24 protein-coding genes, 3 pseudogenes and 1 riboswitch are annotated in these 18446 nt (G+C 40.9%); of the genes and pseudogenes, 3 read left to right on the plus strand and 24 right to left on the minus strand.

Annotated elements, in window-relative coordinates; translation table 11 throughout:
* Positions 1-37: 37 nt before the first annotated feature.
* From KQI87_RS13135 to KQI87_RS13160, 6 genes are all read right to left on the minus strand, one after another.
* Entirely contained in the window at positions 38-964 is a 927-nt protein-coding gene (locus tag KQI87_RS13135; RefSeq protein WP_216460528.1) for an acyl-CoA thioester hydrolase/BAAT C-terminal domain-containing protein, read from the minus strand.
* Between the two features lie 86 nt (positions 965-1050).
* Positions 1051-1404 (minus strand): hypothetical protein, encoded by a 354-nt coding sequence (locus tag KQI87_RS13140; protein ID WP_216460529.1) that lies wholly within the window; start codon positions 1402-1404, stop codon positions 1051-1053.
* A 43-nt stretch (positions 1405-1447) separates the two neighbouring features.
* Entirely contained in the window at positions 1448-1699 is a 252-nt protein-coding gene (locus KQI87_RS13145; RefSeq protein WP_216460530.1) for an aldo/keto reductase, read from the minus strand.
* A gap of 263 nt (positions 1700-1962) precedes the next feature.
* Complete coding sequence (locus KQI87_RS13150; protein ID WP_216460531.1) at positions 1963-2580, minus strand: thymidine kinase; 618 nt, start codon at positions 2578-2580, stop codon at positions 1963-1965.
* A gap of 84 nt (positions 2581-2664) precedes the next feature.
* Positions 2665-3528, minus strand: a complete 864-nt coding sequence (locus KQI87_RS13155) for a serine hydrolase domain-containing protein (protein WP_216460532.1) — start codon at positions 3526-3528, stop codon at positions 2665-2667.
* A gap of 102 nt (positions 3529-3630) precedes the next feature.
* On the minus strand, positions 3631-4242 hold the full coding sequence (locus tag KQI87_RS13160) for a helix-turn-helix domain-containing protein (protein WP_216460533.1): 612 nt from the start codon (positions 4240-4242) through the stop codon (positions 3631-3633).
* 23 nt (positions 4243-4265) lie between these two features.
* Here KQI87_RS13160 and KQI87_RS13165 point away from each other — a divergent pair.
* Positions 4266-4655: pseudogene (locus KQI87_RS13165) on the plus strand (transposase); the annotation flags it as partial.
* A gap of 67 nt (positions 4656-4722) precedes the next feature.
* The gene (locus KQI87_RS13170; RefSeq protein ID WP_330655860.1) at positions 4723-5247 is read left to right on the plus strand and encodes a MerR family transcriptional regulator; all 525 of its coding nucleotides are present in this window, start codon (positions 4723-4725) and stop codon (positions 5245-5247) included.
* 147 nt (positions 5248-5394) lie between these two features.
* On the opposite strand, the gene KQI87_RS13175 is transcribed toward KQI87_RS13170, so the two are convergent.
* The 5 genes and pseudogenes from KQI87_RS13175 to KQI87_RS13195 all read right to left on the minus strand — a co-directional run bounded on the left by KQI87_RS13175 (position 5395) and on the right by KQI87_RS13195 (position 8110).
* On the minus strand, positions 5395-5928 hold the full coding sequence (locus KQI87_RS13175) for a methylated-DNA--[protein]-cysteine S-methyltransferase (RefSeq protein WP_216460535.1): 534 nt from the start codon (positions 5926-5928) through the stop codon (positions 5395-5397).
* 85 nt (positions 5929-6013) lie between these two features.
* Positions 6014-6412 (minus strand): type II toxin-antitoxin system HicB family antitoxin, encoded by a 399-nt coding sequence (locus KQI87_RS13180; protein ID WP_216460536.1) that lies wholly within the window; start codon positions 6410-6412, stop codon positions 6014-6016.
* Positions 6413-6502: 90 nt separating this feature from the next.
* Entirely contained in the window at positions 6503-6580 is a 78-nt protein-coding gene (locus KQI87_RS17340) for a type II toxin-antitoxin system HicA family toxin (RefSeq protein WP_216460577.1), read from the minus strand.
* Positions 6581-6588: 8 nt separating this feature from the next.
* Positions 6589-6846, minus strand: a pseudogene (locus tag KQI87_RS13190) (ketopantoate reductase family protein); the annotation flags it as partial.
* A 22-nt stretch (positions 6847-6868) separates the two neighbouring features.
* Positions 6869-8110, minus strand: a complete 1242-nt coding sequence (locus tag KQI87_RS13195) for an HD-GYP domain-containing protein (RefSeq protein ID WP_216460537.1) — start codon at positions 8108-8110, stop codon at positions 6869-6871.
* Between the two features lie 243 nt (positions 8111-8353).
* Between KQI87_RS13195 and KQI87_RS13200 the strand changes: the two genes are divergently transcribed.
* On the plus strand, positions 8354-8989 hold the full coding sequence (locus tag KQI87_RS13200; protein WP_216460538.1) for a class I SAM-dependent methyltransferase: 636 nt from the start codon (positions 8354-8356) through the stop codon (positions 8987-8989).
* A 154-nt stretch (positions 8990-9143) separates the two neighbouring features.
* On the opposite strand, the gene KQI87_RS13205 is transcribed toward KQI87_RS13200, so the two are convergent.
* From KQI87_RS13205 to KQI87_RS13265, 13 genes and pseudogenes are all read right to left on the minus strand, one after another.
* Positions 9144-9725 carry a thiamine phosphate synthase gene (locus KQI87_RS13205; protein ID WP_253292522.1) on the minus strand — a complete coding sequence of 194 codons (582 nt, stop codon included), beginning with the start codon at positions 9723-9725 and terminating at the stop codon, positions 9144-9146.
* Positions 9718-10977, minus strand: coding sequence for a 2-iminoacetate synthase ThiH (gene thiH / locus KQI87_RS13210; protein WP_216460540.1), 1260 nt, complete (start codon positions 10975-10977; stop codon positions 9718-9720). Before thiH ends, KQI87_RS13205 begins: the two co-directional genes overlap by 8 nt.
* Before the next feature lie 16 nt (positions 10978-10993).
* Positions 10994-11758, minus strand: a complete 765-nt coding sequence (locus KQI87_RS13215; protein ID WP_118510996.1) for a thiazole synthase — start codon at positions 11756-11758, stop codon at positions 10994-10996.
* Positions 11759-11981: 223 nt separating this feature from the next.
* Positions 11982-12176: a sulfur carrier protein ThiS gene (thiS, locus tag KQI87_RS13220; RefSeq protein WP_216460541.1), complete on the minus strand. Its 195-nt coding sequence runs from the start codon at positions 12174-12176 to the stop codon at positions 11982-11984.
* A 153-nt stretch (positions 12177-12329) separates the two neighbouring features.
* Positions 12330-12437: riboswitch (TPP riboswitch) on the minus strand.
* 533 nt (positions 12438-12970) lie between these two features.
* The gene (locus tag KQI87_RS13225; RefSeq protein WP_216460542.1) at positions 12971-13237 is read right to left on the minus strand and encodes a hypothetical protein; all 267 of its coding nucleotides are present in this window, start codon (positions 13235-13237) and stop codon (positions 12971-12973) included.
* Complete coding sequence (locus tag KQI87_RS13230) at positions 13234-13446, minus strand: TetR/AcrR family transcriptional regulator (protein WP_216460543.1); 213 nt, start codon at positions 13444-13446, stop codon at positions 13234-13236. Before KQI87_RS13230 ends, KQI87_RS13225 begins: the two co-directional genes overlap by 4 nt.
* Positions 13447-13453: 7 nt before the next feature.
* Positions 13454-13672 (minus strand): annotated as a pseudogene (locus tag KQI87_RS13235) (VOC family protein); the annotation flags it as partial.
* Positions 13669-14229, minus strand: coding sequence for an NUDIX hydrolase (locus KQI87_RS13240; RefSeq protein ID WP_216460544.1), 561 nt, complete (start codon positions 14227-14229; stop codon positions 13669-13671). The gene KQI87_RS13240 and the pseudogene KQI87_RS13235, both read right to left, overlap by 4 nt.
* A 2-nt stretch (positions 14230-14231) precedes the next feature.
* Positions 14232-14396 carry a hypothetical protein gene (locus tag KQI87_RS13245; RefSeq protein WP_216460545.1) on the minus strand — a complete coding sequence of 55 codons (165 nt, stop codon included), beginning with the start codon at positions 14394-14396 and terminating at the stop codon, positions 14232-14234.
* 86 nt (positions 14397-14482) lie between these two features.
* Positions 14483-16111 (minus strand): glycoside hydrolase family 13 protein, encoded by a 1629-nt coding sequence (locus tag KQI87_RS13250; protein WP_216460546.1) that lies wholly within the window; start codon positions 16109-16111, stop codon positions 14483-14485.
* 208 nt (positions 16112-16319) lie between these two features.
* Positions 16320-17165: a MerR family transcriptional regulator gene (locus KQI87_RS13255; protein ID WP_216460547.1), complete on the minus strand. Its 846-nt coding sequence runs from the start codon at positions 17163-17165 to the stop codon at positions 16320-16322.
* 54 nt (positions 17166-17219) lie between these two features.
* Positions 17220-17711 (minus strand): response regulator, encoded by a 492-nt coding sequence (locus KQI87_RS13260; protein WP_216460548.1) that lies wholly within the window; start codon positions 17709-17711, stop codon positions 17220-17222.
* Between the two features lie 32 nt (positions 17712-17743).
* On the minus strand, positions 17744-18004 hold the full coding sequence (locus tag KQI87_RS13265; protein WP_216460549.1) for a hypothetical protein: 261 nt from the start codon (positions 18002-18004) through the stop codon (positions 17744-17746).
* Positions 18005-18446: the final 442 nt, after the last annotated feature.

Consider the following 18446-nt stretch of genomic DNA (forward strand, 5'->3'; position numbering starts at 1 on the left):
ATATTCAGCTTGCAAATGTCCTCAAACTTTTCAGCTTTTATCGAATCCACTCTTTTAATGCCGCTGAAACTTTTTTATCAATATCTTTTCTTGCTGCTTCACATTCATCCGGATATTCTTTTGCAGCTCTGAAAACGAACTTCAGGACAAATTTAACGCCTATAGGCAATGCGATACGCAGCATGGATTCCGGTAATACGAAATGGGTGCCGTGCTCATAGATCAGGGTTTCATATTCACAGGTATGAGGGCGTTCTTTTAATCGCTGATCCATACGGCGAATATATTTTCCGGCTTCCCAGAAGGAATCATCATCTGCACCTACAAGGATTAACTTTCCTTTTATCTTCTCTACCTTTATCATTTCTTCTTCCGTGTGTTCTCTTGCTTTTTCTGAATCAATGAACAAACAGGTGGAGCGCTCGATATCGCCTGAACCTTTGGTTTCTTCCTCTATTTTTTTCCAATATTCCGGATGTTCATATACGAATGGCATATAGGCAAGCGGCTCTCCTTTCCAGGAAAGAGTGGAAGCGTTTGGAACCGGCCATTCTTTACAACCGTCTTTTTTCCCCTGTTCAAAACCCTGCCATACAAAATCACTGCCAGTAAAACTAACCGTCAGCGTAATATCTGGAAAATACGACGCAGCTACCAACGCATCCATACCCGTTGTACTTATTCCCATAATCCCGATCTTACGATTTCCATGATTCTGCAGCCATTTGATAGCTGTCTCAATTCGTTCCAGCGGATAATTCACATGACTGTAATTCTTTTTCCCCGGAGACGTGCAGAGAACATTTACCCCCTTTCTATGCAGCCACTTCGCACCACACTTCGCCATATAATCATTAGGATCATCCCCAAACAATCCGATCACAGCGCAGTCTGCACCTTTGGGATTCTCATAATAGGTGCCATAAAAACCATCTTTTTCGTTTTCAAAAAACTGTTTTTTCATATATCTTCTACCACCTTGAAACAAATTCCAACGTTTTCACAAGTGAATCCATTCTGGCTTTTCGTCCGTTTTCTTTGTTTTTTCCTCTATCGCCTTTGAAAAACTTTGCGCTCGGCAAGACTTCCCGCTGTCAGTGCCAGTTCTGCTCCTTTTGAGATGCCCCACAGTCCAACTTTTTCATATCCCATATCATGCAGTCGTTTTGCAGCCGCCTCCAATGAATCGATAGGGACTTTGGAAAATTGTTTTGGCAATCCTTCTTCCATGACATAAGCCAAAGCCAGAGTTGTAAGTCCCTGACAGTCCGGAGATACTGCAAGTGCGTGAGGAATTAATACCTCATCCGCTTCACACTTTATATTCCATGGTACATCCACATATCCCATATTGTAATCACTGTTGAGAACTACGCAGGCACATAATGTATTATTCTCTTTCAAAACAAAAAGTTCTCCCTTTTCCAGACTTTTCATCAGGAAATCATCAGAAGGATAAATTCCTTTTTTCCTTTTTCACAAATGGTCGGAACAAATCAGGTCCCATTATTCTGGCATTTGCCTTATCTGCGGACAGCTCCAATATTTTTATTTCTTTCTTGGTCAAAACCACATTTGTCGCTTCCGCCAGTTCTTTTACCTGCTTCGGCTTACGGCATCCACACACTGGCACAATTCCCTTGTTGACGCAAAAAGCAATTGCAACCTGTGGAACTGTAATCCTGTTCCCATTCCGCATTATCGGAACACTACATATATCCGCTATGATCTCTATGTTAGTATGGATACTGCTGATTTAACATTAACAATATCCATATCCAAAAAGGCGATACAAAATGTAAGCACACTGCCCAGATACCAACCATATCTCGAACTAGGTCGTGCCACCACAAAGCAACGCGCCCTACCACACCTAGCGAATACGTCAAGTTAATACCCTACCCCATACCACAATCCAAGCGCTAATAAAAAAAACCAAGGGGTGTCCAGAGGGGACGCGGCTTAAGCGTCCCCTTTGGGATCCTCTTTCCACAATCTCCCCTCTTTATAGTGCTTTCTGCAAAGTGCCACATAACTCTCATTCGAGCCAAGCATAATCTGTGCGCCTTCCCGGACGATTTTTCCGTTGGCATATCTGGTATTGCACTGTGCCCGCTTTCCACACCAGCAGACAGTCGGGACTTCTTCTATGACATCTGCAATTTCCATAAGCCGCCTGGAACCAGAAAATAGATGATTCAAAAAGTCTGTACGAAGTCCATAACAAAGAACCGGAATATTGTAAAAATCCACGATATCAGATAAGGTGTCTACTTCTTCCGGTGAAAGAAACTGTGCTTCATCTACCAGAATCGCATCTACCCTTTTTCCATGATACGTATATTCCGAAATTTCATCATCCCAGAACTCAGCAATTTCTTTTAAGAACTCATCCACATATTCAGCCGGAGCTGACAACCCAATCCGGGACTGAATTTCATGTTCCCCATCCCGGTTGTCAGTCCTCGGTTTTAACAATACCGCATACTGACCACGCTCTTCATAATTATATCGAACCATCAAAATATTAGCAGATTTCGAACTGCCCATTGCTCCGTATCTGAAATATAATTTTGCCATTTTTTCTAACCATTCCTACTTATCAAAATTTTTCTTTGTATTTTCAGACTCTCTCTGCAGTCTCATCTAATAATGTTTCATTTTTTACAGCTTCGCACAAATAAGATCATAAACAGCCCGCATAAGTTCTTTTCCTGCGCGACATTCTGCGACAAATGAGATGACTGCATTTTTTTCCGGGAGGATCATTGATATCTGGCAGTATTTTCCATCTGCACGAAAAGAATTGTACTCGCCCCGCCAGAAAAGATAGCCATAATGTTTTACATCCGCTGCTTTCGTACTTTCCTCTATCCATTTTTCAGACAGTATCTGACTGCCATTCCATTTTCCTTTATTAAGATAGAAAAGTCCAAACTTATGTAATTCCGAAAGTGTAAGAAATAATCCACCTGCACCAAAACTGTTTCCTAACGGGTCTGTTTCCCAGGTAGGACGTTTAATCTCAAGATGAGAAAAAAGTCTTGGTGTAAGATATGAGACAAGGTCACATCCGGAACGTCTCTGCACGAGAATGCCCGCAAGATATGGACCAACATTGTTATACACAAAATGTGTCCCCGGTTTATATTTAAATGGAATCGATAAGGACATTTTTACCCAGTCGTCCTCTTTGTACAAAGGACGCTGCTCTCCCATAAGACTTCCCTGTTCCTGCCCCAGACACATAGTCAGAAGATCACGAACCGTTGCCGCTTTCAAGTTATCATCAATGGAATCCGGTAAATCTTCTGAAAAAGCATCTGTAAGTTTTTCGTCAAGACTGATCAGCCCCTCCTGAACCGCAAACCCTACTGCGCAGGAAGTAAAACTCTTCGTCGCAGAATAAATATTTCTTCTGCACTCCGGCTCACTGTGCCATTCTGCTATAAGTTCTCCATCCTGAGTAACCTTAATCCCAAGAACATTAAGGTTCTTTGCAACTTCTATAAATTCTGAAATGTCCATATCTATGTACCTCCATTCGCTATTCTTTTTAACCTGTTTTCATTTATTTTATCACAAAATCTACATGATTGAGCCTTTTGTTACCCCAAATCCTTTAGATACTTATTTAGACAACCGCCTATACTCCAACGGCAAAACCCCATAAGTCTCTGCAAACACCTTTGCAAATTTCCCCTGATTCTCATACCCGACAGAATTTGCGATCTCAATTACTTTCAGGTTCGTAGATTCCAGAAGTTCTGCTGCTTTTTCCATCCGTTTCTTTCTGAAATATGCAAGATAACTGTCGCCCAGAATCCCTTTCACATACAGTTTGAAACTGCTCTCACTGATTCCAAACCTGTCTGCCATTTCTTTTGCTGTGATTCTTTTGGAAAGGTCCTGCATGATCATAGCTTCTGCGTCTCTGACAATCGCAATCTGTGATCTGGTAAAACAGTTCATATTTTCACTCTCCCCAGGCATCTTCATCAGTTCATGCAGAAGCCGTACTGTAAAATATCGTAGCATACCAAACTCAGGTTCTTCTTTCATCTCCCACACTTCTCTCACCAGTTCCAGAAGAGAATCGTTCATCCGGTACAGGTAAAGACCGTCTTTTCCGCAAAAAACTTCTGCAATCTGTTCTGTATTTACTCCCAGTTCGGATAGGAAATCCTTCCCCGCCTCTTTCACATAATTCCGGTCAATATAAATCTGAATCCCCTCATACAATCTGCCCGGATAGTAGAAATCTTTTGTCGGCAGAAATTTTTGAAGATTGCCAGAATAAATTCGACAACGACAAATACCAGTTCCTTTCGCTTTTTGATGAAGCCATTAACCTTGATGAAATTGTTCCTGTTTCTTTTATTTCTCATTTTTACGCCAGTACCGGAAGACCTCGCAAACATCAGCTTTATCCAATGCTTAAGGCACTTCTTATCCAGCGTATTTTCTCAATCCCGACGGACACACTCCTGATCGTATTTCTGAAATATTCCCAGGAACTGCGTGATTTCTGCGGTTTTGATGTTGTTCCGGATGGTTCCAAATTTACACGTTTCAAACAGGATTTTTTATCGGACTTACAATCTATGTTCGAGCGTGATCTCTATCGTATCAATCGTATTCTTTGCCCTGACTTATGGATTCGGAGGAAACGCAGAAAACAGTATTCTGTATAAGATTGGCGTAGTAATCGAACCTGTGACTATGTTCTTTGGACTGAAATGGCAGGCATTCCTGGCATTCTGCGCATCTGCAATTTCCAAGGAGTCTCTGCTTGGTGTTCTGAATACACTGTATGGTGCAGGCGGAAGTCTTGTCAGTTCCACTTTTGGTGCAAAAGCTGCCGGAAATGCTGCAGATATTTCCCAGATCCTGTCTACCAACTTTACCAAAGCAGAGGGACTTCTTCCTGAAGTTTCCAAATCTCCCTCCGGACAGCGTATTTATAATACTGAACATATCGAACGCCTGAAATGTATCAATTGTTTCAAGCGCACTGGAATGACCATCTCTCAGCTTCGCAAATTTTTTTTATATGAAACAGATGAAGCAGCTCACATTGATGAAATTATCTCTCTTCTGAAAGATCAGGAACAGATTATAAAAGAAAAACTGATTCAGCTTCAGAAAGATTCAGCGCATGTCCATCACAAAGTAGAACACTACTCAGCAATTAAACATGCGCTGGAAAATAATCTTCCCATGCCGGTGTGGGTAGATGAAGAATAAAAAATTCATTTCTTCTTTGAAAGTTGCTTACTTATTACAGTAAGGCTGTGAGTTACTGCATGATAGATTTCTCTGGGAGTTTCTGTTTTACCATATTTTAATATCTCCTGTATTTATCAGGAAATATCCCATTCATAAAATATCTTTTTAGAGTGCAGTTCCTTTCTTTGGAACAAATAAATAACTCATATCTGTATGTTCCAGTTTAAGCAGTGCAATTTTTTTATCAATTCCTCCGGCATATCCTGTCAGACTGCCATTTGTGCCGACTACACGGTGACAGGGAATGATAATGGAAATCTCGTTATGTCCCACTGCACCGCCTACTGCCTGCGCGGACATATGGGGAGTATTCTGTATTTCAGACATTTGTCTGGCAATTTCTCCATATGTGATCGTCTGGCCATAAGGTATCTGTAATAGGATCTGCCATACCGCCTGTCTGAATGTCGAACCAGTTGGATGAAGTGCAGGCGTAAATTTCGGCTCTTCTCCTGAAAAATATACATCCAGCCATTTTTTTGCATCTGTTAAAATTGGAGTTTCCTGTGAAATGTGTTCCTCAGGAAGTGTATTGGCAAAATATTTCTGTCCCTCAAACCACAGACCTGTAAGTCCGATTTCATCAGCAGCCAATAAAATATTGCCTAATTTTGATTTGTATATACAAGTATATATCATATTTTCCCTCGAAATTTATAAAGAAAATTTCATCCTTTGAATACTTACTCACCCCAAATGCAAATGTAAGTAAATCTCTACATAATTATCTGTTTCCTATTTTTTCCAACAATGCATCCTGCAATACTTGTGAGAAGTTTAATCCCATAGCAATTGCCGATTCGTTTAACCATTCTGGAATTGTAAGCGTTTTCTTTACAGATTTATTGTTATGCAATTTTCGATATTCCATCGTATCACATGCAACAAAATTAATAAATTCATTTTTCTCTAATTCTATATTAGCGGCTATTGATGGTTGTGGTATTTCCTTCCCAGTTCTTTCATAATCATATAAGGTAAATGCTAATACATCTTCTGCCATTATCAATGCATCTTTCATATCATCGCCACATGTATAGCAACTTTCTAAATCTGGAAAATTGACTGAAAATTGACCATTCTCTTCCGGTGTAAAAACTGCAGGATATGCGTATCTAGCCATAATATTCCTCCTCTTATTTTCTCATCTCTTTTTGTGTTCTGATGTTTATCATATGTATTATCTATATAATATATTTTATGACACGTGAATTTATTTAATCCCCGCATCATTCAATATTCTATTTACTGTACCTGTGGGAATTTCCTTGCTTCCATGTCTTGGAATCATAATACTTTTCCCAGTTCTTTTCCCATGCGGATCAGCACACCTGAGAACATATCAATCTCTGTATGACGTCCTGCATCCAGATCCTGCAGCGTAGAATATCTAGCTGATGGCGGAACCGCGCTTCCGTGACTGGAGGATGCGTCCGCTTTGCTTATATCAATTCCTTTTGCTGCTGCAATAGCCTCCAGTTCTTGTCTAAGTCCGTTGCTGATATGTTTCATATGAACACTGTCCTGATAACATCCTACTCCTGCACCAAGAACTGCAACTGTTTTTATCTTCATCTTTTTAATTCTCCTCTTTTGAATTTCTATTTTCCATACTGCCGAAACAGGCATCAACCTGCGCAGTGATTTCTGTATCAAGCCATCCTTTTCCTGCCATATCCTCCAGAATCTCACAGGCTTTTTTATGGGACATTCCTTTCTTATAAGGGCGGCTTTCTGTCAGTGCCTGGTAAATATCTACGCATGCCATAATACGTTTCTGTGTATTCAATTCCTCTGCTTTTTTTCCAAATGGATAGCCAGTTCCATCCAGCCGCTCATGATGAAAAGCTGCCCAGTCCCGCATTTCATCAAAGTCATCAATTTCGTTGAGAATATAATAAGTATATGCCGCATGATGTTTCATTACCACAAATTCATCTTCTGTCAGACGACCAGGTTTCTCAAGGATTTCATTGCCTATGGCAACTTTTCCAATATCATGGAGAGCTCCTGCCAGATACATTTTCTGTGAAGTTTCTTCGTCAAAGCCCATAAAACGGGACAGTTTCTCTGCATCTTCAGCAACTCCTATTGAATGGGTACTTGTAAATGGAGATTTATAATCTACGATCCAGGCAAAAAATTTCGCCAGTGATTTAATCTGTTCGAAACTAAGATTCTGTTTTATACGCAGCACTTTGCTCCACAGACAATTCTCAAGATCATCTCCTCCAAGAAGCAAAAAATTCTCCTCGGAAAAGACCTGAAGAAACGCTTCTATACACACTTCATCCACAACAGAACCGTTCACAGCCTGAAGAAAATCCTTTACTTTCTTCCAGGTATCAGAAGTAAATGTACCTGTGCAGCAGGTCAGATCAAGCAGATCACATAAATGAATGATCCGGGCAAACAGCGGTATTTCTGTCCACTTCTTCCCAAAAGGTCCGCTTCCGTCTGCGTTTTCATGATGGTACAGAATGACATTCCTTACATCTGTCTGAAACGGAAGATCCTGTATATTGCGTTCGCCCAAAGAGCAATGTAACCCAAGTTGCAGTGGTTCTTCCAACTTTGAAATATCCGTAGTATCACTATGTAATTCTTCCTGAATATATTGTGTCAATGCATTATCATGCAATAAGGCACAGGCCGTCAGATCCTGCAGACTTTCTCCCTGAATTCCCATCTGTTCTGCTACGCAGACACTCATATATGCTACTCGTTTGGCATGCTTATCTGTCACATGAACCAGCTCTGCTTCTACACAGTCCAAGGCATAAGAGCAGGCACCCAGCAGTCCTAAAACATCTAATTTCATAATATTCTCCCCTCAACATTTTCGCTAGAAAAAATTATAACATTTTGCTCTCTGAAAGCCAATTCTATTTTCTAATTCTGCTTTAGTATTATTCCTTTTTGACTTTTTCGAAAATATATGATAATGTTAGTTAGAAGAATCTAACTATTTAGTTTAACCCAATATCTGCAAAGCAATTATTGAGTTAGGAGCAAATATCAACGCGGATAATCATATCCGTTAGATTTTTAAGGAGAAGATTGTATGACACCAGAAAAATATAAACAGCTCTCTATCAAAGAATTCACTCAAGCAGCCAAAGTCTATGACAGCGGACATGCCGGTATTTATGAAATGTGTAAGGATGACTATCCGCCAATCCTGTCAGAACTGGAAAAGGAATCTTTTCATGATGTTCTGGACTGTGGATGTGGAACTGGTCCAATGATCCAACTGCTTCATGAAAAGTATCCCGAGAAACACTATGTTGGTCTTGACCTCACTCCTGAGATGATCAATGTTGCTCAGGCAAAGAAACTTTCCAACACGGAATTTCTTGTTGGAGACAGTGAGAATCTGCCTTTTGCAGAGGAATCTTTTGATGCAGTCATCTGCTCAAACAGCTTCCACCACTATCCTAATCCGCAGGACTTTTTCAATAGTGCATATCGTGTTCTGCGAAAGGGCGGGCGTCTGATTCTGCGTGACTATACCTCTTCGGATTTTGTAATCTGGTTGATGAACCATTTGGAAATGCCGCTGGCTAATCTATTCGGACATGGTGATGTGAAGATACATAAAGCTACAGAATTCGTTGCAATGGCAGAAAAGGCCGGTTTTACAGTGCTGACTATGGAAAAACAGAAAGGATTCCGGGCACATCTTGTTGCACGAAAATAATAGCTATATGACAAAAGTCTCCCGCTTATTGCTACTCACAATTAAACAGGAGACTTTTTTGATTTAATTAAATTTATCATATACTTTTACATATATTCTCATCGACGACACATAATTGCAATTCTTTCATTCCAAATAAATAGGATACGTGTATCTAAATCCGCATAAAACCAGACATCATACACCCGCCTGCCGCACCCGCTTCCATTACCTGCGGCAGGCGTTCCAGGTTAATTCCCCCAATTGCATACACCGGCACTGGACAGACTTTGCAGATTTCTGTAACAAATCCCAGGCCTTTTCCTTTCAGTCCTTTTTTACATTCTGTTTCAAAAATTGTCCCGAGAATAATCTGTGTAGCTCCGTTTTCTACAGCAGCGTTCATATCTTCCATACTATGACAGGAAACACTGACCTCCTGGAAATCTTTTCTAAGCTGACTACGCTCTTTTTCACTCATAGCCATAAGTACCGGAATAGATATGTGAATCTGTCTGCATCCTAATCTGTTCGCCACTGAAATTCTGGAATGTAGAAAGCAGCGTACGCCACTTTCCCTGCACATTCCCAGAATTTTTCCTGCCAGTATTTCATACTCTTCATCCGGAAGATCTTTCTCTCTCAAAATTACTGCATGCGGATGCAGATGGATTACGTTTTGCATCTGCTCAAGGAAATCTCCCTGTACCAATTTACGATTCGTGATCGCAATGGTATGTTCATATTCTTTACACATAAATATAATCATTCAGAACCGGCTGCAAACCGCCCTGCTCCATATCATCATACATTTTACTAAAAGAACGGTCATCGTTGATCTCAAACTGCTCATCTCCAACATCCGCATCTTCTTTGCCTTCATATTTTTCTTCATGGTCGCCAATTCCAGTGGACACACCTGCCGAAACCTTGGTTGCACAAATCTTTGTGATTCCATTTCGGAACTCAGCACTCTCACGACTGGACACGGTAATTCCCGCAAATGGCAGGAATATACGGTATGCACATAATACCTGACAGAGTTCTTTTTCTCCCACATCACGCGGATTGATCTTGTCATTATTCACGATCGGTCGTAAGCGCGGACAGCTCAAAGATAACTCTGCATGTGGATATTTACGGTTAATATAGTACACATGAAGTGCAGTAGCCAGCGCATCTTTTCGGAAATCGTCAAGGCCAAGAAGTGCTGAAAATCCGGCGCCTCTCATACCTCCCATTAATGCACGTTCCTGTGAATCAAAACGGTATGGCCAGACACGTTTATGCCCCATAAGATGAAGAGTTTCATATTTGTCAGTATGATAAGTCTCCTGAAAAACTGTTACATAATCCACACCGCATTCATGGAGATATTGGTACTCATCCACATTTACCGGATAAATCTCGATACCGATATTTTTGAAATATTTTTTGGCAATTTTTACTGCTTCTCCGATGTATTTCACATCAGAATATGCTCGGCTTTCACCAGTCAATATCAGGATTTCTTCCATTCCTGTTCTGGCAATGACCTGCATTTCATGTTCAATTTCTTCAAATGTCAGCTTTTTCCGTCGGATGTTATTATAGCAGTTGAATCCGCAGTAGATGCAGTAATTCTGACAGTAATTTGCAATGTATAACGGCGTAAAAATATAAACGGTATTTCCAAAATGATTTCTGGTAATCTCTTCTGCTTTTCTTGCCATCTGCTCAAGATACGGTGCTGCTGCCGGAGATAAAAGTGCTTTAAAATCCTCGATGGAGCAGGATTCATGAGAAAGTGCACGTTCTACATCATTCGCTGTATATGCATCGTAATCGTACTCATCCATTGCCCGAAGTACTTTATCTTTGATATCTGATTCAATGACCTGCATCCCCTCCATATACTCCATATGGTTGGTACGAAAAGACGGGTCCTGTTCCAGACGGTGCTTTCTCTCCAGTGCTGCCGGTGGGAGTTTATCACTGTCTACAAAATATACCTGATTTTCCTCATTCATGATTTCTGTTTCCCCCTTAACGTAAAAATCCAGTCAGCGGGTCAGATGCACTTCCACCTCTGGCAAGTACTCTTCCCATTCCAGTAAGGTAAGCTTTTCGACCTGCTTCGATGGCCAGTTTAAATGCTGCTGCCATTTCCGGTACATCTCCAGCTGTGGCGATTGCTGTATTTGCCATGATTGCTGCTGCTCCCATTTCCATAGCTTCGCATGCCTGTGATGGTTTTCCGATTCCTGCGTCTACAATGATCGGCAGGTCAATCTCATCGATCAGTACCTGAATCATGGCTTTTGTTGCCAGTCCTTTATTGCTTCCGATCGGTGCAGCCAATGGCATAACCGCTGCTGCTCCGGCATTCTGAAGATCTCTTGCCACATTCAGATCCGGATTCATATATGGCAACACAACGAAGCCTTCCTTTGCCAGAATTTCTGTTGCTTTGACTGTCTCATAATTATCCGGAAAAAGATATTTTGCATCACGCATAATTTCTATTTTTACAAAATCTCCGCATCCCATGGCTCTGCTCAGCCTTGCGATTCTGACAGCTTCTTCGGCATTTCTCGCACCGGATGTATTTGGAAGAAGTGTGACTCCTTTCGGGATGAAATCCAGGATATTATCCTTTTCCTGAGTATTTGCACGTCGAAGTGCAAGGGTGATGATCTCTGCACCCCCCTGTTCAACTGCTGCCTTGATCAGATTCAGATTATATTTTCCTGACCCCAGAATAAATCGACTCTTAAATTCTTTTCCGCCTAATACAAATTTATCTTCCATTGTGTTCTCCTCTTTTTTAGTCATATTCCATAAGCATGACAACCATAAGTTGGAAACCATTCTTCCAAAACCTAAGTCCGCTGCTCTGATATTTTATAATTTTTCCTGTTTTTCTTTCGAAAATCTTGCAATACATAAACCAGATTTTCTTGTCAAGCGGATAAACCATCCGTTTCGCTACTTGCTCATAACCGAATAACTGCTTAATTCAATTAAAATAATTTCAACCTCCTCCGACAAATCGCAGGACTTCGATCACATCTTCATCCTGAATTGTCACGCTTCCAAACTGCTCTTTCTGAATGATCTCTAAATTACGTTCTACCACCAGATGATCTGGATTAAATCCGTTTTCTATCAGATACTCCAGCAGATTTTTTCCGGCAATTTCTTTTGCCTCGCCGTTAATCTTTACCATGGATATACTCCTTTCTAACACCCTGAAAGTATACAAAAAGGCGCCGAACAACATACTTTTCCTGTTGTCCGGCGCCTGAAATGCTCTGTGAAAAGTGGTGCCCCCAGTTCACATAAAAAACAGAGAGCACGATACACAAGTCTATTCATTCACGACATGTATTTCCTATTTCCCTACGTTGGCATTATCCAAATCAGGTTCCAGGTCAAGACTAATCAAGTCTACTCTCAGCCCATCTATTTGAGCTCCCTATTTGCGAAGTATTATACAAAATTTTTAAATAATTTTCAAGCTTTTTTCAATATTTTTCTTTATTCCTTATTTTGGTTATCATATAAATCAATCCCCTTTTGTAAATCAATAAACTATATACTCAGTTGACCGAAGTCCTTGTTTTGTTTGTTGTTGCTTTGCTATGAAAACAAGCTTTTAATTTCTGTCCTGTATGGCAACGTAGTTGTATATGCATTCGAATATCATATCTATATTTTTCTCAAAAACTTCTTCGATAAATGTATCTCTGTTCTGTGCCATGCTGTAAATAGTTTTGAAAAAATTGATAATAATTCTAATGTCCACATCTGGTCGAATGCCATCTATATAAGACAGGTATTTCTGTACTTCCTGTTCATCATGGCATCTGCTGGTATGCTAAGGCACGGCAAAAATATCTCTGCAGAGCCTCACACTCTGATAAACTGGATTGCTTACAGGACTTTATGAAATTACTATAATTTTGAGCACATAACAAATCCGAAAAATGTTATGTCCGGTAACAGAAAAAGCCTACCGCATTATCTGCGATAGACTTCTTTTTGTTCTTTGAGATATTTAATTAATGCCGTTGTTCCTGCATCGGCGTGTATGCCAATTTCTCTTGCGAGTCTTACGCTCTCTTCCACGGTATAATCTCCTTTTATCAGTTCCATGTAGCCCTGAAGGCGCATGGTAACTAAAATCCTGATAAAGTTCTGCATCAGGAGTGCTGCCCATAAATTTAGTGAAGTAACTGGTAAATGCTGCCTGCATCTGCTGACTGATCTGAGGTCGGAATTTCTCATATCGGCTGCCTGCTGATTTTTCCATCAGAATGATTGCTTCTGTGCGATGCTTCTTTGTTTTCAAATGAAAAGTAAAATGCACCGGTCGTGACCCCTGCGTTTTTACAGATATCCCGGAGATTTGCTTTGGCGTAGCCTTTTTTCAGGAATTCTTCTTTGCCGGATTTTATTAATTTTTGTTCAGTTTGTTTTCTGCGCTCATCTTCCATAACAGTTGTTATGTTCCTCGAAGTATAGTTCGCAGGAATTATTTTCAGGGATCACGTCTTTTCCCAGGAATTTTTTTCAGATTGTTTCGTCCTGTAAGACCAGGCCCTCGGTGAGGATCATGTTGCCGTCATTATTAACAACTACGTCAAGACCGAACAGGTCATGATAAAATTTGCAGGATTTCTCAATGTCTTTTACGACGATCAGAACATTTTTTAATCTCATTCTTCGGTCGCTCCTCTCAGTTTTCTCATGATGACTTCCATTCCTCCTGTTGGGGCGCAGAATTTCGGATCGTGGTTTTTACAGCTTGCATATGTTTCTTCAAGGTCAAACCACTCTACTGTTTCCAGTTCTTCTTTCTGCAGGATGAGTTTTGTTTCGTCTACAGGCTGGCTGTAAATGTATACGAAAGCGATCTCATTATCGTGGAACATTTTCCCGTGAAATTCTTTTTCGTATGCTATGCGGAAGTTTCCGGCAAATTCCAGTTCCTGGGGCTGCGCCTGAATTCCCAGTTCTTCGTGCAGTTCGCGAAGTGCTGACTCCAGCGGCTCATCACCGGCCTGAATGTGGCCTGCTGATGAGGTGTCAAACATTCCCGGGAATGATTCTTTATTCATGGCGCGTTTCTGCATAAGTACCTGATATCTGTTATTTATTTTTCGCACGATCCAGATATGGGCAGTTCTGTGACGGATTCCTTTCGAATGGGCGATGGAACGCTCGATTGTTTCGCCAGTTGGGATTCCTTGTTCGTCTACGATGTCTATGTATTCCATTGTTATTCTCCTGATTTCCTTTTAATTTTATCTGGCAAATCTCTCTCCCCGATTTCTTTATTTACTTTTTTACTCTTTTCCAATCTTTCCTTTTCTTCCACAAACCAGGTTGCTGCATCTCTGCAAAGATCCAAAGCTTCTCCAAGCACGGCATGATCATACATCATAATCAAAATCTCCTATCGATTTTCATATACAATCTTTGAAAATAAGCCTGCCGTTGCTTTTCCGGCAGGCTCATTAAATCAAGTCCTTAGCATTCTATGTACATTCTTGCCTCGTAAGGTTTTAAGATGTTGGATTCTCTTTCTGCATAGTTGCTGATCAGAAGTTTCTTGTCTTTCATTTCTTTCAGCATGTCGCAGGTTTCTGTTTCGTCGTAGAAGTTGCAGAATACATAGAGTTTTGCATCTTCTGTGGTTCGTTTGTAGGCGAAGAGGTGTTCATTTTCTTCCAGGAGCATTTCGAAGTCTCCGTCTACGAATACCGGGTATTCTTTTCGGAATGCGATCAGGTTCTTGTAATAGGTGAAAATGGAATTCTCATCACTGGTCTGGGATTTGGCGTTGATGGTTTTGTAGTTTGGATTTACTTTGATCCATGGAGTGCCTGTTGTGAAGCCTGCATTTTCTGTGTCATCCCACTGCATTGGGGTTCTGGCATTGTCGCGGCCTTTTACATAGATGGATTCCATGATGTCTTCTTTTGCATATCCTTTTTCCAGACGTTCTTTGTATAAGTTCAGGGTTTCGATATCTTTGTAGTCTTCGATGTCAAATTTTACATTTGTCATTCCGAGTTCTTCGCCCTGGTAAACGTATGGGGTTCCCTGTAAACCGTGGAGAAGTGTTGCAAGCATTTTGGCAGACTCTACACGGTATTCTTTATCATTGCCCCAGCGGGAGACGATTCTTGGGAGATCGTGGTTGTTCCAGAAGAGGCTGTTCCATCCGCATTTGTAGAGTTCTTTCTGCCATTTTTTGATGATCTGTTTGAACTTCATGAATGGGAATGGTGCAAGGTCCCATTTTTCTTTTCCCTCCTGCTGGTCGAGGAGAATGTGTTCGAACTGGAATACCATGGAGAATTCACTGCCGTCCGGATTGCTGTAGAGTTTGGCAAGTTCGGTAGTTGCTCCCCATGTTTCGCCTACTGTGATCAGGTCACCTTTCTGGAATGTGGCTTTGCTCATTTCACGGATATAGTCGTGGAGCATCGGGCCGTTGGCTGTGATTTTCTGATCCGGTTCTTTTGCGATCTGGTCGATTACGTCCAGACGGAATCCACCTACGCCTTTTTCCATCCATCCGTAGATCATGTCAAATAGTTCCTGTCTGACTTTCGGGTTATCCCAGTTCAGGTCTGGCTGTTTCACTGAGAACTGGTGGAAGTAATATTGTCCAAGTTCAGGAACCCATTCCCATGCAGAGCCTCCGAAAGATGCTTTCATATCATTCGGCAGAACTCCCTCTACGCCGTCTCGCCATACATAGTAGTCGTGGTATGGATTGTCTTTGCTCTTCTTTGCTTCTATGAACCATTTGTGTTCATCGGAAGAATGATTCAGGACAAGGTCCATGATCATGTAGATGCCTCGTTTCTTTCCCTCTTCGATAAGACGCTGCATGTCATCGAGGCATCCAAACATTGGATCAATGTCTGTGTAGTCTGAAATATCGTAGCCGTTGTCATCCTGCGGGGATTTGAAGACCGGTGATAACCAGACTGCGCCGATTCCCAGGTCTTTCAGATAGTCCAGACGGCTGATGATTCCGTTGATATCTCCGATTCCGTCACCGTTGCTGTCCTGGAAGCTCTTTGGGTAAATCTGGTATACTACGATCTTCTTCCACCATTTGTCTGCTGTGTTATTCTGTCCCATAAGTTAATGACCTCCGTTCGTATAATTGATGTCTTTATTATACAAAGATTTGAAGCTGTGGTACAGAATAAAATATACAGAATCATATAAAATTTTTCTACAATCAAAGCAAATGCCTTACTTAGTTTAAGTTAAACGGATATTCGCATTCATTCGAGTTTATCCTAAGCACCCGCAATTTACAATCTTTTCTTTTTACAAGTTATGATCATAAAGCTTGGATTGGTTCCTCATATTTAACAGGAATATGGATTTCTGTGACAAATTTGTCGGGATCATCGGTGATTCCATTGTCAATCATTGTAATCTCGCGGGATGCGCCGGTAATCTGCATCTTGCGTTCACTGATATAGCCTGTCAGTTTTCTGTAATACGCATCTGCTTCGTTGTGGCTGCCGCGAAAGCAGATTGAGACGCAGAGTTCTTCGGGATGTTGTTCTATTTCGCCGTAATAGGTGTCTTCTTCATCCAGGATAAGAAATACCAGGTCGTATTGGTCGAAGTGATCGGACTGGAGGTTTTCTTTTGAAATGCCGACGCCGACTTTTCCCAGAAATACGAGAGACTGGGGCTGGTTTTCTTCAAGGCGGCGGATAGCATATTCCAGATCCAGATAGGATTTCGGACGCAGGGAATCTTTGAGCCATACGATCCGATATGGCGGGATTTTTTTCAGATGGATCACGTTTAGTTCTGCGTTTCGGGCATCGCGGAGGTGCTGGAGACGGTGGTCGATTTTTCGTTCGATGGTTTCGAGTTCCTGTAATTTGGCAGCTACCATTTCTTTTTGTCTGAGAAGTTTTTCTTCTATGATATCAATGTCACGGTTTTTCAGAAATTCGCCTATCTCGTTTAGTGGCATATCCAGAACCCGGAGATAACGGATTGTGTTCAGGACTTCAAATTGGCGGATGCTATAGTAGCGGTAGCCGGTTTCACTGTCTGTGTATTCCGGTTTCAGGAGACCGGCTTTTTCGTAGTGGCGCAGGCTTCCTACGCTGATGTGGAACATCTTTGCTACATCACCGATCTGAAATAGTTTATTGTCTTCCATATTATATCCGTGTCTCCTTTGCAAATTATATTAGGCAGCTGTTAAAAGTGTTGATTATTTCAGGATTTTGTCATCTGCCAAATATTTTCTGATCACTGAGCATAATTGTTCTGTGTCGATTGGTTTGACGATGTAATCGTCCATTCCGGCGGCCAGAAGTTCTTCCCGAACTCCGGTGATTGCATCTGCTGTGATGGCTATGATCGGGGTATGGCAGTTGATACAGGATTCTGTTTCACGGATTTTCCTTGTTGCTTCTTTTCCGTTCATTACCGGCATATGGCTGTCCATGAAAATCAAATCATAAGGGACTGTTGAGGCCATCTGTACTGCTTTTTCGCCGTTTTCTGCTTCATCTATAGTGAATACAAATGGTTCAAGAATTGCTTTGAGTACTTCGCGGTTGATCTCGTTGTCATCGGTTATTAGGATTCTGACATTCTTTGTTGCAAAGAAACCGTCATTTTTTGTTGATGTAAAATGTGGCGATCTGGTTGCGTTGGCAGCAGATTTCTCTGTATTGAGCTGTTCTGCTCTTAAGATCATTTCTTTTACTGCAGGGTCAGGAGTGTTATCAATCACATCCTGTTTGGACGGGAAAGTTTTCTGTATGCGGCTACTGCCTGCATATAGTCGGCGGTTACACTATCCTCGTGAGTATGCTCTGTTACATTTCCATTCTCGTCGACATGAGTGTGGGTATAAGAATCTGCCGGTACTAATACTTTCGGGATTCCGTTTTTATCAAAACCGATAATTGCCCGATGATGATGCTCCATAATTGTTGTTTCCTGATATCCCTCTGAGTTATGGTGTTCGTGTCTGATATCGTCTGCCATTTGCGCTTCTCCTTTTTGCTTATTCCTATCAATATAGTATGAAATAAATTATAGCGGTTCTGAGAAAATATGTCAATATGTGACGAATTTATTAAAAATCTTTTTTGTGACATTAAAATATGTCAAGCGAATATTCGCAATTGAAACAACGGACTTATCTAATTCGGTTAAAATATTTGAGCTATCACCAATAATTTTATTATACTCAGATATTATCGAAATTTGAAATTCATTATGCAAATAAATCCCTGTTTTTTATTGATTTCATCTATAAGTAATTCTTGTGTTCATCAATAATTAAAAATAAAGGCTTTTTTATCTTGATAACTTTTTCTCATTTCTTGTATTTTTCACTTTAATGTGCTATCATTTTAAATCAGCAGACTTATAAAAATTCAAAGCCATTTACAGGTGAATAAGTCAGGCGGATATTTATAATCTG

The sequence above is a fragment of the Blautia sp. MSJ-9 genome (assembly GCF_018919065.1).
GTDB lineage: Bacteria > Bacillota > Clostridia > Lachnospirales > Lachnospiraceae > Blautia_A.

Excerpts from the sequence above, each read along its gene's own strand:
- KQI87_RS13135 (WP_216460528.1), bottom strand. The coding sequence starts at position 964 with ATGAAAAAACAGTTTTTTGAAAACGAAAAAGATGGTTTTTATGGCACC.
- KQI87_RS13145 (WP_216460530.1), bottom strand. The coding sequence starts at position 1,699 with ATGCGGAATGGGAACAGGATTACAGTTCCACAGGTTGCAATTGCTTTT.
- KQI87_RS13150 (WP_216460531.1), bottom strand. The coding sequence starts at position 2,580 with ATGGCAAAATTATATTTCAGATACGGAGCAATGGGCAGTTCGAAATCT.
- KQI87_RS13155 (WP_216460532.1), bottom strand. The coding sequence starts at position 3,528 with ATGGACATTTCAGAATTTATAGAAGTTGCAAAGAACCTTAATGTTCTT.
- KQI87_RS13170 (WP_330655860.1), top strand. The coding sequence starts at position 4,723 with ATGTTCTTTGGACTGAAATGGCAGGCATTCCTGGCATTCTGCGCATCT.
- KQI87_RS13175 (WP_216460535.1), bottom strand. The coding sequence starts at position 5,928 with ATGATATATACTTGTATATACAAATCAAAATTAGGCAATATTTTATTG.
- KQI87_RS13180 (WP_216460536.1), bottom strand. The coding sequence starts at position 6,412 with ATGGCTAGATACGCATATCCTGCAGTTTTTACACCGGAAGAGAATGGT.
- KQI87_RS17340 (WP_216460577.1), bottom strand. The coding sequence starts at position 6,580 with ATGATTCCAAGACATGGAAGCAAGGAAATTCCCACAGGTACAGTAAAT.
- KQI87_RS13195 (WP_216460537.1), bottom strand. The coding sequence starts at position 8,110 with ATGAAATTAGATGTTTTAGGACTGCTGGGTGCCTGCTCTTATGCCTTG.
- KQI87_RS13200 (WP_216460538.1), top strand. The coding sequence starts at position 8,354 with ATGACACCAGAAAAATATAAACAGCTCTCTATCAAAGAATTCACTCAA.
- KQI87_RS13205 (WP_253292522.1), bottom strand. The coding sequence starts at position 9,725 with ATGTGTAAAGAATATGAACATACCATTGCGATCACGAATCGTAAATTG.
- thiH (WP_216460540.1), bottom strand. The coding sequence starts at position 10,977 with ATGAATGAGGAAAATCAGGTATATTTTGTAGACAGTGATAAACTCCCA.
- KQI87_RS13215 (WP_118510996.1), bottom strand. The coding sequence starts at position 11,758 with ATGGAAGATAAATTTGTATTAGGCGGAAAAGAATTTAAGAGTCGATTT.
- thiS (WP_216460541.1), bottom strand. The coding sequence starts at position 12,176 with ATGGTAAAGATTAACGGCGAGGCAAAAGAAATTGCCGGAAAAAATCTG.
- KQI87_RS13225 (WP_216460542.1), bottom strand. The coding sequence starts at position 13,237 with ATGAGAAATTCCGACCTCAGATCAGTCAGCAGATGCAGGCAGCATTTA.
- KQI87_RS13230 (WP_216460543.1), bottom strand. The coding sequence starts at position 13,446 with ATGGAAGATGAGCGCAGAAAACAAACTGAACAAAAATTAATAAAATCC.
- KQI87_RS13240 (WP_216460544.1), bottom strand. The coding sequence starts at position 14,229 with ATGGAATACATAGACATCGTAGACGAACAAGGAATCCCAACTGGCGAA.
- KQI87_RS13245 (WP_216460545.1), bottom strand. The coding sequence starts at position 14,396 with ATGATGTATGATCATGCCGTGCTTGGAGAAGCTTTGGATCTTTGCAGA.
- KQI87_RS13250 (WP_216460546.1), bottom strand. The coding sequence starts at position 16,111 with ATGGGACAGAATAACACAGCAGACAAATGGTGGAAGAAGATCGTAGTA.
- KQI87_RS13255 (WP_216460547.1), bottom strand. The coding sequence starts at position 17,165 with ATGGAAGACAATAAACTATTTCAGATCGGTGATGTAGCAAAGATGTTC.
- KQI87_RS13260 (WP_216460548.1), bottom strand. The coding sequence starts at position 17,711 with ATGATCTTAAGAGCAGAACAGCTCAATACAGAGAAATCTGCTGCCAAC.
- KQI87_RS13265 (WP_216460549.1), bottom strand. The coding sequence starts at position 18,004 with ATGGCAGACGATATCAGACACGAACACCATAACTCAGAGGGATATCAG.